The sequence below is a fragment of the Geopsychrobacter electrodiphilus DSM 16401 genome (assembly GCF_000384395.1).
GTDB lineage: Bacteria > Desulfobacterota > Desulfuromonadia > Desulfuromonadales > Geopsychrobacteraceae > Geopsychrobacter > Geopsychrobacter electrodiphilus.
Genome location: NZ_ARWE01000001.1, coordinates 500101 through 515296, shown reverse-complemented (window position 1 = coordinate 515296; position 15196 = coordinate 500101). Strand labels below are relative to the sequence as shown.

General features: G+C 57.2%; 14 protein-coding genes. All 14 read right to left on the bottom strand.

The window, feature by feature from the left end:
• Window positions 1–8 precede the first annotated feature (8 nt).
• The 14 genes from D888_RS0102410 to nuoG all read right to left on the bottom strand — a co-directional run bounded on the left by D888_RS0102410 (window position 9) and on the right by nuoG (window position 15169).
• The gene (locus D888_RS0102410; RefSeq protein WP_020674928.1) at window positions 9–1265 is read right to left on the bottom strand and encodes a tetratricopeptide repeat protein; all 1257 of its coding nucleotides are present in this window, start codon (window positions 1263–1265) and stop codon (window positions 9–11) included.
• Between the two features lie 68 nt (window positions 1266–1333).
• Entirely contained in the window at window positions 1334–2425 is a 1092-nt protein-coding gene (locus D888_RS0102405) for an AAA family ATPase (RefSeq protein ID WP_020674927.1), read from the bottom strand.
• 24 nt (window positions 2426–2449) lie between these two features.
• Window positions 2450–2593, bottom strand: coding sequence for a hypothetical protein (locus D888_RS23875; RefSeq protein ID WP_156826925.1), 144 nt, complete (start codon window positions 2591–2593; stop codon window positions 2450–2452).
• 234 nt (window positions 2594–2827) lie between these two features.
• Window positions 2828–3232: a CoA-binding protein gene (locus D888_RS0102395; protein WP_020674925.1), complete on the bottom strand. Its 405-nt coding sequence runs from the start codon at window positions 3230–3232 to the stop codon at window positions 2828–2830.
• Entirely contained in the window at window positions 3229–3864 is a 636-nt protein-coding gene (locus tag D888_RS0102390) for a glutathione S-transferase family protein (protein ID WP_020674924.1), read from the bottom strand. Before D888_RS0102390 ends, D888_RS0102395 begins: the two co-directional genes overlap by 4 nt.
• Before the next feature lie 16 nt (window positions 3865–3880).
• The gene (locus D888_RS0102385; protein ID WP_020674923.1) at window positions 3881–5350 is read right to left on the bottom strand and encodes a sensor histidine kinase; all 1470 of its coding nucleotides are present in this window, start codon (window positions 5348–5350) and stop codon (window positions 3881–3883) included.
• The gene (locus D888_RS0102380) at window positions 5347–6762 is read right to left on the bottom strand and encodes an NADH-quinone oxidoreductase subunit N (RefSeq protein ID WP_020674922.1); all 1416 of its coding nucleotides are present in this window, start codon (window positions 6760–6762) and stop codon (window positions 5347–5349) included. The genes D888_RS0102385 and D888_RS0102380 overlap by 4 nt, the downstream gene beginning before the upstream one ends.
• The gene (locus tag D888_RS0102375) at window positions 6759–8267 is read right to left on the bottom strand and encodes a complex I subunit 4 family protein (RefSeq protein WP_020674921.1); all 1509 of its coding nucleotides are present in this window, start codon (window positions 8265–8267) and stop codon (window positions 6759–6761) included. Before D888_RS0102375 ends, D888_RS0102380 begins: the two co-directional genes overlap by 4 nt.
• Before the next feature lie 99 nt (window positions 8268–8366).
• Window positions 8367–10223 carry an NADH-quinone oxidoreductase subunit L gene (gene nuoL, locus D888_RS0102370; RefSeq protein ID WP_020674920.1) on the bottom strand — a complete coding sequence of 619 codons (1857 nt, stop codon included), beginning with the start codon at window positions 10221–10223 and terminating at the stop codon, window positions 8367–8369.
• Entirely contained in the window at window positions 10223–10528 is a 306-nt protein-coding gene (gene nuoK / locus D888_RS0102365) for an NADH-quinone oxidoreductase subunit NuoK (RefSeq protein WP_020674919.1), read from the bottom strand. The genes nuoL and nuoK overlap by 1 nt, the downstream gene beginning before the upstream one ends.
• Window positions 10525–11046 carry an NADH-quinone oxidoreductase subunit J family protein gene (locus tag D888_RS0102360; protein WP_020674918.1) on the bottom strand — a complete coding sequence of 174 codons (522 nt, stop codon included), beginning with the start codon at window positions 11044–11046 and terminating at the stop codon, window positions 10525–10527. Before D888_RS0102360 ends, nuoK begins: the two co-directional genes overlap by 4 nt.
• A gap of 86 nt (window positions 11047–11132) precedes the next feature.
• On the bottom strand, window positions 11133–11663 hold the full coding sequence (nuoI, locus tag D888_RS0102355) for an NADH-quinone oxidoreductase subunit NuoI (RefSeq protein ID WP_020674917.1): 531 nt from the start codon (window positions 11661–11663) through the stop codon (window positions 11133–11135).
• 151 nt (window positions 11664–11814) lie between these two features.
• On the bottom strand, window positions 11815–12810 hold the full coding sequence (gene nuoH / locus D888_RS0102350) for an NADH-quinone oxidoreductase subunit NuoH (RefSeq protein ID WP_020674916.1): 996 nt from the start codon (window positions 12808–12810) through the stop codon (window positions 11815–11817).
• Window positions 12803–15169, bottom strand: coding sequence for an NADH-quinone oxidoreductase subunit NuoG (gene nuoG / locus D888_RS20465; protein WP_020674915.1), 2367 nt, complete (start codon window positions 15167–15169; stop codon window positions 12803–12805). Before nuoG ends, nuoH begins: the two co-directional genes overlap by 8 nt.
• Window positions 15170–15196 lie beyond the last annotated feature (27 nt).

The window sequence follows — 15196 nt, the reverse complement described above, 5'->3', positions numbered from 1 at the left end:
TTTACTTCTTAAAGCTCAGCCAGAAGCTGTTCAGCTTCAAGGCGCAGATGATCATCCAGCCGAGGATCACCCACCACGCGATGAAGTAACTCGACTCCCTGCTTGCGCCATTTTCGGGCCAGGTAGGTCTGGGCCACGCGCAACTGCCAACGAGGATTCTGCGGCTCCTGTCGACAAGCATCGTTAAAGGCGTCGAGGACTTTTCCCAACTCCCGCTTCTGACGCAGCAATAATTCGGCAAGAGCTAAGTTCATCCCGCCGCTACACCCTCCCCCGGGCAGACACGAAAGTAATTTCTCTGCGAGCTCGACCTCTCCGGCCCCTTCGTAGAGATTCGCCGCCAGCACCAGGAACCCCTGCTCTGCATAGCCCTCAGCCAAGGCCGATTGCGCCGCGATCAGGGCCGCGCCCTGATCGCCATTAGCCGCGTGGATTTCACAAATTTTTGCCTGACAGAAGGCGGAATCAGCCCCGAGTTCAAGTTGTTCCTGCAAGAGGGTCTGAGCCGCTGGCAGATCCCCCTGCTCCGTCAACAACTGGAACAGGGCATCGATCACCAGCAGGCTCCCCGGGGCAAGGACAAGCGCCTGACGAAGCAGTTCAACCCCTTGCGCCGTCTCACCGAGGCGGGCCCTGAGACAACCCGACTCAAACAGATAAAGGTCATCCCGCTCGGCGACGGGAACTTCGCCGAGAAAGGCGAGGGCCTGCTGTTCGTCTCCGTTATGAATGGATAAAAAGGCCTGTAAAAAAGTACTTGAGGCCCCCAGATAGCGCTGCTGCATCTCCGGAGGATAAGATGCTACGAGCAGTTCAATCTGGGACTGCAGATCAAGCAAGTCTTCCGTAGCGACCTCAACAGACTGTACTTCGGGGGCACATCCGTCACATCCAGACGGGGAACTTGTTGGGGGGGGCACTGGGGCCCGCACCGGCGCAGCATTTACCTGAGGTTCGGCGCTAAGGGCTCGCTCAATCTCTGCGACAAGAGACAGGGAACGCGCCTGCGACAAGGCTAATTTCAAGTGCTCAGTGGCTAAAATTCGCTCTCCGGCCTCCTGTGACCGCAGTCCTTCATCGAGATTCAGGCGCGCGAGACCATCAGCGGCGGCGGTCATCCCGGCAAGCAATTCGGGCGTCTCTCCCGTTTTCGCCAGCAGATCTTCCGCCTGGTGCAAGGCTTCGGCATAATTTTTCTGAGCGAGGGCGCGTTGAATTTTTTCAAGGCTGGGTTTGGCGCCAAAGATTGTTCCGAACAACCCCATGAAAAACCTCTTTCCTGGACGACGTATAAAAGTTTGAGTCGCCTGATGATGAAATGAAATGGATGATCCTAAATCAGCGCGTCGATCGTCTCAAAGCAGAGTTCTGTCTCCGCAAGTTGCTGAATCAGGGCGATCTTCTCGTGGTCGTCCGGACCAATCTTGGAGACATCCTCGCGGATCCGGGAAAAGACATCCGCAGTCGTAGCAGTTGTTCGCATATAGGGGATACCGGCATCATTGAGAATACGTTGAACGATGTCGGCCACCGGTGATAGTCCAGGAATAACCAGACCCGCGATTTTCGACTTGAATTCCGGCAGATGGTAGAGCGAGGCGAGCATGACCAACAATTCATCACGACTGCTGGTGACGACCAGCAAAGTTGACGGTTGCAACAGATCGACCACTCGCTGGGTGGCTGCAGCCCCCATCTGCAGGTGGTGAGCAATACTCCAGGACTGCTCAGCTGTCGCGTGTAGCTGCAGGCCAAGCAGGTTGGCGATGTGACGCAGGGTCGGATTGGCCAGAACCGGTGAGTAGTTAAACCCTCCAACCACCTTGAAAGGATAATTGGCAAAAGCCTTTTCGATATAACTCAGGGTCGCCGGGCGCTTGGCCGGGATCAATTTGTTCGGAACCAGCACCCTGACTTCGGCACCGGCTTCCCGAAACAGGGCCAGATTCAGGTGAACCGAATCAATAACGTGACCTACCCCGCCACCAGTTACCAGAAGCACCGGAGCCTGATAGCGCGCAGCAACCAGAGCGTTACTCAGGCCCACCACCGCCCCGACTCCGGCGTGCCCGGCACCTTCAATAATAAGAAAATCACACTTTCTCTCGAGCTCGGCAATGGCAATATCCAGGGGGATTACCAGCTGATCATGAGTTATTTCACCGTCTAGAAACTGCCGCGTTGTCCGACTTTCAACCACAACCGGCGACATGAATTCAAGATCGTCATCCAACCTGTAGATATGCGAAATCAATGCGGCATCCATGTCGATTTTACGCCCTTTATAGCTGATCAGCTTAGGACCGAACGGCTTGATAAATCCGACACGTTTATATTTTTTCCGGGCAAGATGAATCAACGAGAGGCTGGTGGTGGTTTTGCCACAATCCTGTCCGGTCGCAGCGATGAAGATTTTTTTGGACATTTGGGCTCCAGGCAGGCGGCCCCTTCAGGAGAGGAATAGACTGCGTTCGCGCATATATGCGTCTCGTGAAAGCGGCAGATCGATCTCTTTATCAGGAAGCGGATAGCCAGCACTGAAATAGTGACAAAAACCATCCGCCAGATTGATGATTGAGCAGGGAGTATACATCTCAGGCTCCCCTCCAGCCAAGTCCTCAAATTTGTGATGATGATGAGCAACAAAAATCAGCTGCTCCGGAAAGTGTCGTTGATCAAGCAAAGCAGCCCCAGCCAGGGCATGCGGAAACGAGAAGAGCCCAGGTTCCACATCGCTCCCCCCCTCCCAGGCATCGACTATCCGCTGGAGTTAACAAAACCTTGTGCCCTGCTAAAAACGCCGTTTTAAGGCTTTAACGTCGTTACTTCAATGCTCGTGATAGCCCATCACGACCAAAACGCAACTCCCGTCCGCAATCAGGTTCATTCCCTGCTTCCGGCAAAACGCGATGGAAGCAGGACTTTCTGCGCCCGGCTGCATCCAGATATTTTTAATCCCTTTCGCAGCCGCCTGCGCAACCACCTTTTCAGTCACCTGGGGCGGAGTAATCAAGGACAGACTCTGAACCCCGGCGGGGAGCTCGGAGACTGAGGCAACAACGGCGACCCCTTCGATCTCTTTTTCAACCGGATTGACGGGAATGACCCGCCGGCCGTTCTGCTGGTAGCAGCGCAAGACCTTATTGCCGTATTTATGCCGACGACTCGACGCCCCGACCACGCCGAACGCTTCACTACTTAAAAACAGCTCAATCTGCTCGTCCATCGTCATGCCATTTCGGACTTTCTTGCGTTGTCGATCGCCAGGGCTCGCGACCAGGCCGGTCTCTGCCTGACGCGATCAAGGTACTGATCCAGCAATTTGCTGCCATGATCAATTTTAAGGCTCTGCGCCCAATTCAGGGTATGAACCACCAGCAGGTCGGCCATCGTAAAATACTCCCCGACCATGAAGTTACGTCCCAGAATCCCCTTTTCAAGAACGCGAATCGCGCGCATAAATTCAAATCCGGCGGTCTTCTGGACCTCCCTCACGCGATACTCCTTCGGCAGGGCAAACTTATGTTTCCCCATCGTCCATAAGGGTTGCTCGAGCTCGGACAGCACAAAAAAGCACCACTGATTATAGAGCGCACGGTCGGCGGTTCCTACAGAGGGAATCAGTTGTTTGTCGGGATGAGCATCAGCGAGGTAGGAGCAGATTGCCGCGGATTCGGTCAGGACCAGGTCATCGACCTTCAACACCGGAAGTTTTCCGCTGGGGTTCAGTGCCAGAAATTCAGGGGTTTTCGCATCGCCTTTGCCCAGATTGACCAGTTGATATTCGTACTCAGCACCGATCTCTTCCAGAGCCCAGAGGACCCTGAACGACCGGGTGTGCGGCATACCGTAAAGCGTTATCATGGTCTGACCTCCCAATTCAGTCCGCGCCTATAGGCGGGGTTGCGGTTAAGACCGCTTGCTCAGAAGAAAGCCCCGAAGCATTTTTCTCCCGGGCGATCTGTAACGGAATCTTGACACGAATGCAGGTTCCCTCACCCAACCGGCTCTCAACTTCGATCGTCCCTCGATGACTCTCGACAATATTCTTGACTATACTCATTCCAATCCCCATACCGCTTATCCTGCTGCGCTCCTCGCCGGCACGGTAAAATTTATCAAAAATTTGTGCCAACTGGTCAGGCTTCATGCCGATGCCCTGATCGATAATTTCAAGCTGAAAGCAGTGATCGACCAGACTGATAACGAGCTTGATCGTCCCCCCTTCGGGCGAATATTTCACCGCGTTACTCAGCAGATTATCAACAAGCTGCCGCATACGGTATTGATCAAAAGCTACCTCACAATCAGCTGGCAGTTGTGAAACCAGCAGCAGCGGGTGCTGTTGCTCATGCTTCAAACGGAACCCATCTACAATTTTTTGGAATAAGGCCTCGGGCCGCTGAGGCTTGATCTCTAAAGGCAGGGGCAGACCTCGCTCAATCCGCCCCACATCCAACAGTTCATCCACCAGTTTGCCCAGTAATTCACTCGCCTGAAAAATTTCCTGCAAAAAGTCGGTCTTCTGAGCAAGGCTGAACTGCCTGGTCCCATCCGCAGACAGCAGCAGTTCGGTATAGCCCCTGATTGAGGTGAGTGGCGTCCTCAGTTCATGCGCCGCGGTACTGATAAACTCGCTCTTCATCTGATCAATATGACGTAAACCCTCTTCGACCTTTTTACGATCGGAGATATCGAGCATCACCCCGACAAGACCGCCGGCGGAACCATCCTCTTTGTGAAACACCGCCTTATGAAACAACACCTCCCTGCGGCCGCCATCCGAACTCTCGACCTGGGTTTCATAGGTTTGCTTCCCGAGCTCAGCAATCAGCCCCTGATCCGCCTGATGATAGATTTCAGCCAGATCAGGGGCCGCCACCGCGTAAACCGTCTGACCGATGATCCGTTCACGTGAAACCCCGATGAACTCCTCAAAAGCGTTGTTGCAATGGAGATAGCGACCCTTCTCATCCTTGCAAAAAGTAGGAGCGGGGATCGTCTCAATTATAGTTTCGATCAGCCGCTGTTTTTCGCCCAACTGTTCAAAAACCGGCAGCATCCGCGAAAATCCAACCAGCAGCAGCAGGGAACCGAGCATATAACCGAAAAACTTTTCGAAAAATGCCTCAACAGGGGTATCACCGATCACGACAAAATGATTGAGCTGCGGGAATTCATCGGTAATATCAAGACAGGCACCTAAAAGCATCAGCCCGAACCCGGCCAGAATCAGCCGGGTTCCCGGGGTCCCTTTGAGGCCGGATTTACGTAAACATTTAAGCTGATAGAGGATAATTCCGGCAATCAGCAGTGCATTGAGCGCTTCAAGGATTATGTCATTGGTCATGGCAAAATCATGCCCAGCAGCTCAAGCAAGGGTGCGGGGTAAACCCCGAGCAGCAAAAGACCGGCAAAACAGAGCGCCAGAACGATATACTCCTGGCGACAACCACGACGAAGCTCAGAGGCATCGCGTTCCTGCATGAAGAGCACGATAATCGGGGCCAGATAGTAATAGAGCGAGACGAGGGCAGCAATGATGGCGATGACAGCGAGGCCGGGGTAGCCGCCGCGTAAGGCCGCGGTGATGATACCGAACTTGGCAAAAAAACCGACCAGCGGCGGGATACCGGCCAGGGACAGCAGACAGGCGGCGAGCACGCTGCTGCGCCTGGGATGGAGATACCCCAGCCCGCGGAAGTCCGCATAATCCTGCGGTTCATCATCGACACGCGAGAAGGAGGTCAGCACCCCGAAGGCACCGAGGGTCGCGATGGTATAGGCGATGATATAAAAAACCAGCGCGCGCTGGGCCGCGGCATCCCCGACCAGCAGTCCAATCATCAGATACCCCATATGCACGACCGAAGAATAGGCGAGCATCCGCTTCAAATTGCGCTGCGGTAAAGCGGCCAGGGTCCCGGCCAGCATCGACAGCGCCGCCAGCACCCAGAGGATCAGATTCAAATCAGCCTTAAGCGGCCCCAAAGCGGCAAATAGCGGGATCAACGCAGCGAAGACCGCGCCCTTGGAGCCGGTCGCGAGCAGGCCGGTGACAGGAGCTGGAGCCCCCTGGTAGACATCGGGCGTCCAGAGGTGAAAAGGGGCCAGCGAGACCTTGAAGCCGATGGCGACCAACATCATCGCCCAGCCAACAAGCCCGAGGGCGCGCATGCCACCGGCCTGTTGTTGCAAGCCGGCAAAGACTTCGGGCAGGTGAAAACTGCCGCTGGCAGCATAGATCAGCGCAATGCCAAAGGCCATAAACGCGGTCGCGACGGCTCCCATCACCAGATATTTCAGCCCGGCCTCGGCGCCGCGTGGATCTTCGCGCTTGAAGGCGATTAGAATGTAGAGCACCAGGGTAAAGGCTTCGAGCCCGAGAAATAGACCGAGCAAGGAGGATGCCGAGGATAACAGGCCCATACCGCAGATCGCAAAGAGGACCAGCGAAGTATACTCGCTCCCCGGGAGATCATGGATTTCGGTGTAGCGCAGCGACAGCAGCAGGGTCAGCGCCCCCAGGATCGCCCAGACCACAACGAAGAACCGGGCATAACTGCCGGTGCTGTACAGATGGGCAACCTCGGGGACAGCCGGTGTGATCAACGCCGCACAGAGCGCGGCCGCGACTGAGATTCCCACCCCGACCAAAATCCAGCGGTGTGAAGGGTACCAGGCTCCGAACATTAGCACCGCGGTTGCGCCGAGTGCCAACAGGATTTGCGGGAGCAGTCCTTGTAGTTCGAGGCCATTCATGGCAAGCCTCCGCTCTTAAGGAGCAAACTGATCGGACCGCTCATCCGCTCCAGCACCGGGGTTGGATAGATCCCGAGCCAGATCACCAGCAACCCGAGGGGGATCAGCAGCAGCCACTCGCGACGATCGAGATCTGCATGCAAGCAGTCCTTGTCCCCGACTTTACACAATTGCCCCAGCGGTCCCCACAAGGTCCCCTGCACCACACGCAACATGTACGCGGCCGAGAAGATCACCCCGGCTGCGGCCAGTGCCGCCATAAGCGGCCAACGCCCAAAGGTCCCGAGCAGCACCAGTATTTCCCCGGCGAAGTTCGAGAGTCCAGGCAGACCGAGTGACGCCAGACAGAAGAGCAAAAAGAATGCGCCGAGAAAAGGCAGGGTCTTCCACAGCCCCCCCAACACGCGCAGATCACGCGAACCGGTGCGATCCTGAATCATCGCAATCAACAGAAAGAGTCCCCCCGTTGTCACCCCGTGATTGACCATCAGGAGCAGGGCGCCGTCCCAGGCAAGCTGGTTCCAGGCGGCCAGACCCAGAATAACAAAGCCCATATGCGCCACCGATGAATAGGCGATCACGCGCTTGATGTCGCTCTGCGCGTAGGCGATCCAGGCGGCGTAAAAGATCCCGATCAGCGCCAGCCCCGCCAGAAGGGGGAGACTTTGCCGGGCGGCATGGGGAAAAAATGGAAAAGCAAAACGAATCAGGCCGTAGATGCCGGTCTTAAGCAGCAGACCGGCGAGATCCACCGAACCGGCCGCCGGGGCTTCGGTATGCGCATCAGGCAACCAGGTATGAAATGGGAAGAGTGGCACCTTGACCACAAACGCCAGCAAAAATCCAAGGTAGAGCAGCATCTCGGTTCCCGAAGAGAGCTGGGTTTGACGCAGGGCATCGGCAGCGAAACTGTAGACCCCGGTCTGACCGCCGTGGATCAGATAGAGACTGATGATCGCGACCAGCAGGCAGAGGCTGCCAGCGAGGGTGAAAAAGAAGAATTTGAGCGCCGCATAAACCCGGTTCTCATGGCCCCAGATGCCGATCAGGAAGAGCATCGGGATCAGCATCAACTCCCAAAAGACGTAGAACAGGATCAGATCAGTCGCCAGAAAAACCCCGATAATGCCGGTCTCAAGCACCAGCACCAGGGCATAGAAGAGCGCCGGATGTTCCTTCTGCTTCCAGCTGATCAAAACCGCCGCGACCTGCAACAGGGCGGTCAGGCAGATCAGCAACAAGGAGATGCCATCCAGCGCCAGGCTGTAACGGATGCCGAACTGCGGGATCCAGGCATGATCCTCCTGGAGCAGCCAGCCTGAGCTGATCGGCAGGTCGATAAACAGCCAGACAGTGAGGAGCAGCACACTGCAGGTGATGAACAGGGCTAACCAGCGACAGGTTACGGGCGAATGCCGCATCAGGAGGCATAGCAGGGTGCCCAGCAACGGCAGCCAGAGGATCAGGGTTAATATGGGTAATTCTGTCAGCGCAGCTAAATCCATGCGGTACGTCCATTCAACCCCGTGAGGAGTGAGGCAAGAGGCGTTAAGCGCAGGAAGATATTTTTCATCTCACTCCTCCCGCCACACGCCTCACTGTTTTCAAACTGCTGCTTGCAACAGCAGCCAACCAAGCATCAGCAGCAGGCCCCAGGCAAATCCTTGCAGATAAAAAGAAACCTGCCCGGTTGCCAGCTGACGAAAATAACCACCCCAATGCAACATGGTGCGGCCGAGCCCCTCGACCACGCCATCAATCAACCCCTTATCCCCGGCGATAAAACAGAAGCGTGCGGTAAAACGGTAGGGGCGTAGAATTATAAGTTCGTAGAGCGCATCAAAACGCCATCCCTGCAGCAGAAAGCGCCGCCAGGGGGTATCAGCCTCCCCCTTGAAGTTGCGATAGAACAAATGGGCGGGCACCCAGCCGGCGACAAAGAACAGGCCCATCAGGACCAGCAACCCGACCTCGGTTGCAGGCGGTACCTCTGCCGTGGCAGCGCTGCCCAACCAGTGACTGAGCATCTCATGGCCGCCATAAAAATGCGGCAGATTCAACAACCCGCCGAACAGGCCGAACAGTGCGAGGGGCGGCAGGGTCCAGACCAGGAGTGGCGAGAGTTTATGTCCAGCCTTCTCACCGCGATACTCCCCGAAGAACACCAGATAGAGCAGCCGGAAGCTGTAAAAGGAGGTCAGACCGGCGGTGAAGACCCCTATCCCCCAGAGGCAGGCGGAAAAACCGTTGCCATGGGAAAAGGCGGCGAGCAGGATGGCATCCTTGGAGAAAAATCCCCCGGTTAAGGGCGCACCGGCCAGACATAAAATTCCGACCAAAAACAACCAGAAGAGCAGCGGGTTCTTCCGCTTCAGACCGCCCATCTTGAAGATGTCGTTCTCCCCGCCGGCCAGATGAATCAGCGCCCCGGCGCCCATGAAGAGCAGCGCCTTGAAGAAGGCATGAACCAGGAGGTGATCGATGGCTGCGGCGACACTGCCGACCCCGACGGCAAGAAACATATAGCCGATCTGACTCATGGTCGAATAGGCGAGGACCCGTTTGATTTCACGCTGAGCGACGGCACAGCTGGCGGCGTAAAGGGCGGTCAGCGCCCCGACGCTGGCGATTACCGCCATCCCGACCGGTGACAATGAGACCAGCGGAAAGAGCCGGCAGAGCAGATACACCCCGGCCGTGACCATGGTCGCTGCGTGGATCAGAGCCGAAACCGGGGTCGGGCCAGCCATGGCGTCAGGCAGCCAGGTCATCAGCGGCAGCTGAGCGCTCTTGCCACAGGCGCCGCCCAAGAGCAGCAGCACCAACGGAGTGAGCAGCGCTGGATTAAGTTCGGTCGCACGCAGGTTGATTTCCGCGATATTAACCGTTCCGAGCAGGGAGAACAGCCAGAGCAGCGCCACGGTAAAAAAAAGGTCGCCGATCCGCGTAACGATGAAAGCCTTGCGCCCGGCCAGAGCATTCTCACTCTTGGCGTACCAGAAGCCGATCAGACCATAGCTGCAGACACCGACCCCTTCCCAACCGAGGAAGAGCAACAACAGATTATCCGCCAGGATAATGCAGAGCATGGCACAGACAAACAGATTGAGCAGGGCGAAGAATCGCGCCTGGTCGTCCTCATGCTCCATATAGCCGGCAGCATAGACATGAATCAGGCTCGCGACCCCGGTGACCATAAGGACCATGGTCGCCGCGAGGGGATCAAACAGCAGGCCGATATCGGCCTTGAGCCCGGCACCCGCCAGCCAGGTGAAGAGGGTGACCCTGGTGCCCTCCGCCGCTAACGGCAAACAGACCAGAGCGACACCAAAACTGCCGACAATTGCACCAATCGCCAGCAGCGCCACCAGCGGACGCGGCAGACGACACCCAAAACAGGCGTTGATGACACCACCCGCCAGCGGCAACAGAATCAGGAGAAACAGCAGTCGAGAATCCATCAGCCCCTCAATTCATCAAAAGCACGCACATCCACGGTCTGTTTGCGGCGATTGAGATAAACCACCATCGCCAGCGAAATGGAAACCTCGGCCGAAGTCAATGCCATCAGGAAGATCACCAGCACCTGCCCATCCAGCTGATGCCAGAGCGCGCTGCCGCCGACCAGCACCAGCCCCGCCGCGTTGAGCATGATCTCCACGCCAATCAGGATCATGATCAGATTCCGCCGCACCAGCACAGACATCAGCCCCAGGAAAAAGAGGATACTGGCCAGCACCAGAAGATGTTGAAAGGGTACAATCATTGGGCAGCTCCGATCTCTTTACGTCCGCCGGCACGCCCGACATAAAACGCACCCACGGCCGCGAACAGCAATTGAAAAGAGACAATTTCTACCGCCAGAGCATATTCGTGAAACAGGGCATAACCGAAATCCCGCGGCGAGGCGTACCAGGTCGGGATGTTCGTCGCGGCGGCCGGGTCAAGCTTAAACAACAGCAGGGTGCAACTGATCAGCGCAACGCCGAGCAGCAGCACCGGCAACCATTGCAGCGGTCCCGGACCCTGGCGATCGGCTCGTTCTCCTGGGGAGAGCTCCAGCATCATGATGATAAACAAAAAGAGCACCATAATCGCGCCGGCGTAGATGATCACTTCCCAGGCGGCAACCAGGGGCGCACCCAGCAGATAAAAGAGCAGCGCCAGCGCAAAGAAGCTGTTGACCAGATAAATGACCGAATGGACCGGATTGCGCCGGGTGATCGCCAGCGTCGTCGCCGCAACCGCGATCGCTCCAAGGATGTAGAAAAGCCAGGTAGCCATTTATTAACCTTCTGAAAGCGAGAGGAGTGAGAAGTAAGGGGTGAGGAGGCACTGCTTTTCATCCCTCACTCCTTTCGCCTCACAACTTACGGCAATAGATCTTTAACATTCACCGGTTTATCTTCGCCGGGGTTACAGCCGCGCGCAGCCGCTACCCCGATCCCGGCATGATGATAGAAGTTATAGCCCGGTTCCTGACCGCAATGGTCAACCAGCAACTCTTCTTTTTCCCACACCGTCTCCAGCGGGTTGCGATTGGCCAGTTCAAAATCACCGGTGACCTGAATCGCCAGAGTCGGACAGGCTTCTGTGCAGAGTCCGCAGAAGATACAGCGGCTGAAATTGATACGGAACCAGGCGGCGTAACGCCGGCCATTTTCACCTTCGGTGGCCTGCATTGAGATGCAATCAACCGGGCAGGCGGCGCTGCACAGATAGCAGGCGACACAACGTTCCTGACCATCGGGGTCACGGGTCAGAATCAGCCGCCCTCGATAGCGCGGAGAAATTTCGGCCCTCACCTCCGGGTACTCTATGGTCACCACCGGACGGAACATATTGCGCAGGGTGACCCAGAAGGGCTCGATTGTCCCCTTGATGTCGCGCCAGATACTCATCCCAGCCTCCTAAAAAGGGCAGAACCGATGGGTAAGTAAAAAGCACCAAATGCAAGGCGCGTGATTGTCGAGCAATGAGGCGGACTCGGGTCCGGCGAAGCAGCGAGATCAATTACAGTAACACAGCAGTTGGTGAGTTTTTGCGACGCCATCATCCCTGCCTCCAGAGTAAAAAGGCCCCGGTCAGAATGACGTTGAGCAGCGACAGGGGAAGCAGGATCTTCCAGCCGAAGTGCATCAACTGATCATAACGCAGGCGTGGCAGGGTGCCGCGCACCCAGATGAAGAAGAAACAGACCAGCAGCACCTTAATGCTGAACCAGACCACCCCCGGCAGAAACGGCCCCATCCAGCCACCTAAAAAGAAGATCGTCAGCATCGAACCGAGAATGATCAAATTGATATACTCGCCGACAAAAAAGAGTCCGAAGCGCATCCCTGAATACTCGGTGTGAAAACCTGCCACCAGCTCATTTTCGGCCTCGGGCAGATCGAAGGGGATCCGCTTGCTTTCGGCCACGATACTGATCAGGAAGATCAAAAAGGCCAGCGGATTCACCAAAGCGAAGGGCACATCGGCCTGGGCCATGACGATATCGGTCAGCGAGAAGGAGCGCGCCAGCATCACCACCGGCACCAGGGCAAGTCCCATCGACAATTCGTAGCTGATCAACTGAGACAATCCACGAATCGCACCGAGCAGGGCGTATTTTGAGTTCGACGCCCAGCCGCCGAGGGTCATGCCATAGACCGCCAGCGAAGAGAGTCCAAGAAAAAAGAGCACGCCGATATTCAGATCGCAGACCACCAGCGGCACCTCATGCCCGAAGAGGGTCAAGGGCGGACCGAAGGGGACCACGGCAAAAGTTAAGAGCGCAGTCACCGCCGCCAGACCTGGTGCGAGCATAAACAGCCACTTATCGGCCTGATCCGGAATAAAATCTTCTTTGGTCAAAAGTTTGATGACATCGGCCAGAGGCTGCATGGTCCCGAAGGGGCCGACCCGGTTAGGACCAGGGCGCAACTGCATGCGACCAAGGATCTTGCGCTCGGCCAGCACCAGATAGGCCGCCAGGGTCAACAGGACAAAGAAGATCAGCCCCAGCTTGGCCAGGATCAACAGGGATATCAGCAGCCACTCAGGCATCTTCGGCCTCCGCATAGAGCTGACAGGGGAGCGATAGTCCGCCCGGGGTAAAGACCTCAAGCGGCGTCCCCGGCAGGCAGGGGATCAATACGCGGTTGCGCGCCATGGTCGGTTTGAGTTGCAACGGCAAATGGAAATGTCCCAGTGCGGTACGCAGGCGCAGCTGCTGCCCCTCGACAAATCCGCGCACGGCAGCCTCTTCCGGGTGCATCCACAAGCAGGGCTGCTGAAGGCGAGGGGCCAGCGGCTGGCTAAGGCGGGACTGTTGATCACTGCCATAACGCGCCGAAATCGGCAACAGGCGCAGATCCCCCTGTTGCTCCCAGATTTCGAGACGACTCTCCTCCACCCGCTCACCGCAATCGGCAATGCGGCGGCCGCTATCGCCCGGGCTCAAACGTTCCAGATCACGCAAACAGGAACACTCCGCAACGATCTGACGCCGCAGACCGAACAGATCCTGCCGGTCCTTGAGCAGCAACTGCAGCAGATGCACCGCCGAAGCCGGGGCGCCGCCGGGAGTGGTCTTTTCAAATTGACGCGGCGGATGGCTTCCGGCGCCGGTCACTTCAAGGGGCAGGCCCGGGTCAAGCAGCGGGGCGTAAGCCTGCATCCGACCTTCATTGTTGATGAAGGTCCCGCCGCATTCATAAAGGGTACGGGTCGGCAGAAAATGGCTGGCGGCAGCCACAGTGTGGGTCGGCAGGTGGTCGAAGACCGCCAGCAGCTCAAGCCGCGCGAGGGCCAACTGCATGCGGCCCGGTTCACAGTGTTCAATCGCCGGATCATTTTCAAGACAGATCAAACCCCGCACCTTGCCGTTTTCAAGGTCTTCAAGCAGATCGCGTTGCGGTTCGCCACTCGAGAGCAGACCGCCGCCGAAGCTGTTGGCACCATGCAGCACCGGGAAGATCAGGCAATCGTGGGTGTCGCAACAACTTTCGCTGAAACGCCGCAGCAGCTTAAATCCTTCGCCACCCAGCAGATCACCACCACCGACCAGCAGCGGTCGCTGGGCCGCTTCCATCTGCTGGCGCAGGGATTCGAGCTTTTCGTGCTCCTCAGGAGCGGACAAGGCCCGCAAAATCTTTTCCTGGGTCACCGCGTAGTGCTCAAATTCACAGGGGAGTTCAACCGGCCGCGGATCGAACACCACAACCCGCCCGCCGGAACGCACTACCTGGCGCAGGGCCAACGCCAGCACCGGCGCTTCGGCCAGGGGATCAACACCGACCACTACCACCAGATCGGCGGCGCGAACCTGCTGCAAGGATGCGAGCTGACCGCTCGGTATCCTGGCCGCAACCCGCGCGGCAAAAGCGCGACGTGGATGAGCATCATAATAGGGGGCCGGCGCACCGAGACGTTCCGCCAGTTTCTTGAGCAGCAGGTTCGCTTCGAAAGAGGCGCGGGGAGATCCGAGCAGCCGCAGGCTTTGGCCACCATGCTCAGTCTTCAGGGCGAGCAAACGTTCTTCAAGCTGCGCAAGCGCCTGCGACATGTCAACCCGCTCACCAGCAATCCGCGCCTCGCGCGGACGCTCGGGATGATTCACCCAATCGCTGCCAAACCGGGCCCGGTCGCAGATAAAGCTGTCGTTGGTCAAGCGGTTGTCGCCAGCACGGACCCTCTGCACTTCCTGGTAGCGACCACCCACAAGGGTTGAGCAGCCGAGACTGCAGTGGGGGCAGATCGATGCCGCCTGCTGTAAATCCCAGTAGCGTGTCTTGAAGCGATTGGTCTTATCGGTAAAGACGCCGGTCGGGCAGAAATCGACCAGATTGCCAGAAAAATCACTTTCGAGCTCGCCATCCTTGAAGCGCCCGAAAAAGATCCGTTGCTGGCTACCCATGACGCCGAAATCTGTCCCGCCGCAGTAATCCTTGTAGGTCCTTGCGCAACGGTAACACTGGATGCAGCGATTCATCTCCTGCTCAATGAACGGTCCGAGCTGCTGGTTTTGATAGGTGCGTTTGTTGCCGCGATAACGACGGATCCCATGTCCGGCGCCGATGGTCATCTCCTGCAACTGGCACTCCCCGCCCTCATCACACACCGGACAGTCATGGGGATGATTCGTCATCAGCCATTCGCTGACCTGGGCACGATAGGCGCTCGACTCGACATCTCCAGTCAGCACCACCATACCGTCCTCGGCTGGTATCAGACAGGACATCTTCAGCCCCTTCTGAGTCCCCGCAACGATGGTCACGGCACACTGCCGGCAGGCCCCCACCGCACCAAGCACCTGATGGTAACAAAAGTGCGGCACCATAATCCCGAGCGCGATGGCGGCATCAAGCACAGTGGCGCCCTGAGAAACGGTGACGGTCTGATTGTCGATAGTCAATGTCGGCATAAGCTGTCTTAAATGGCGGACTCTTGA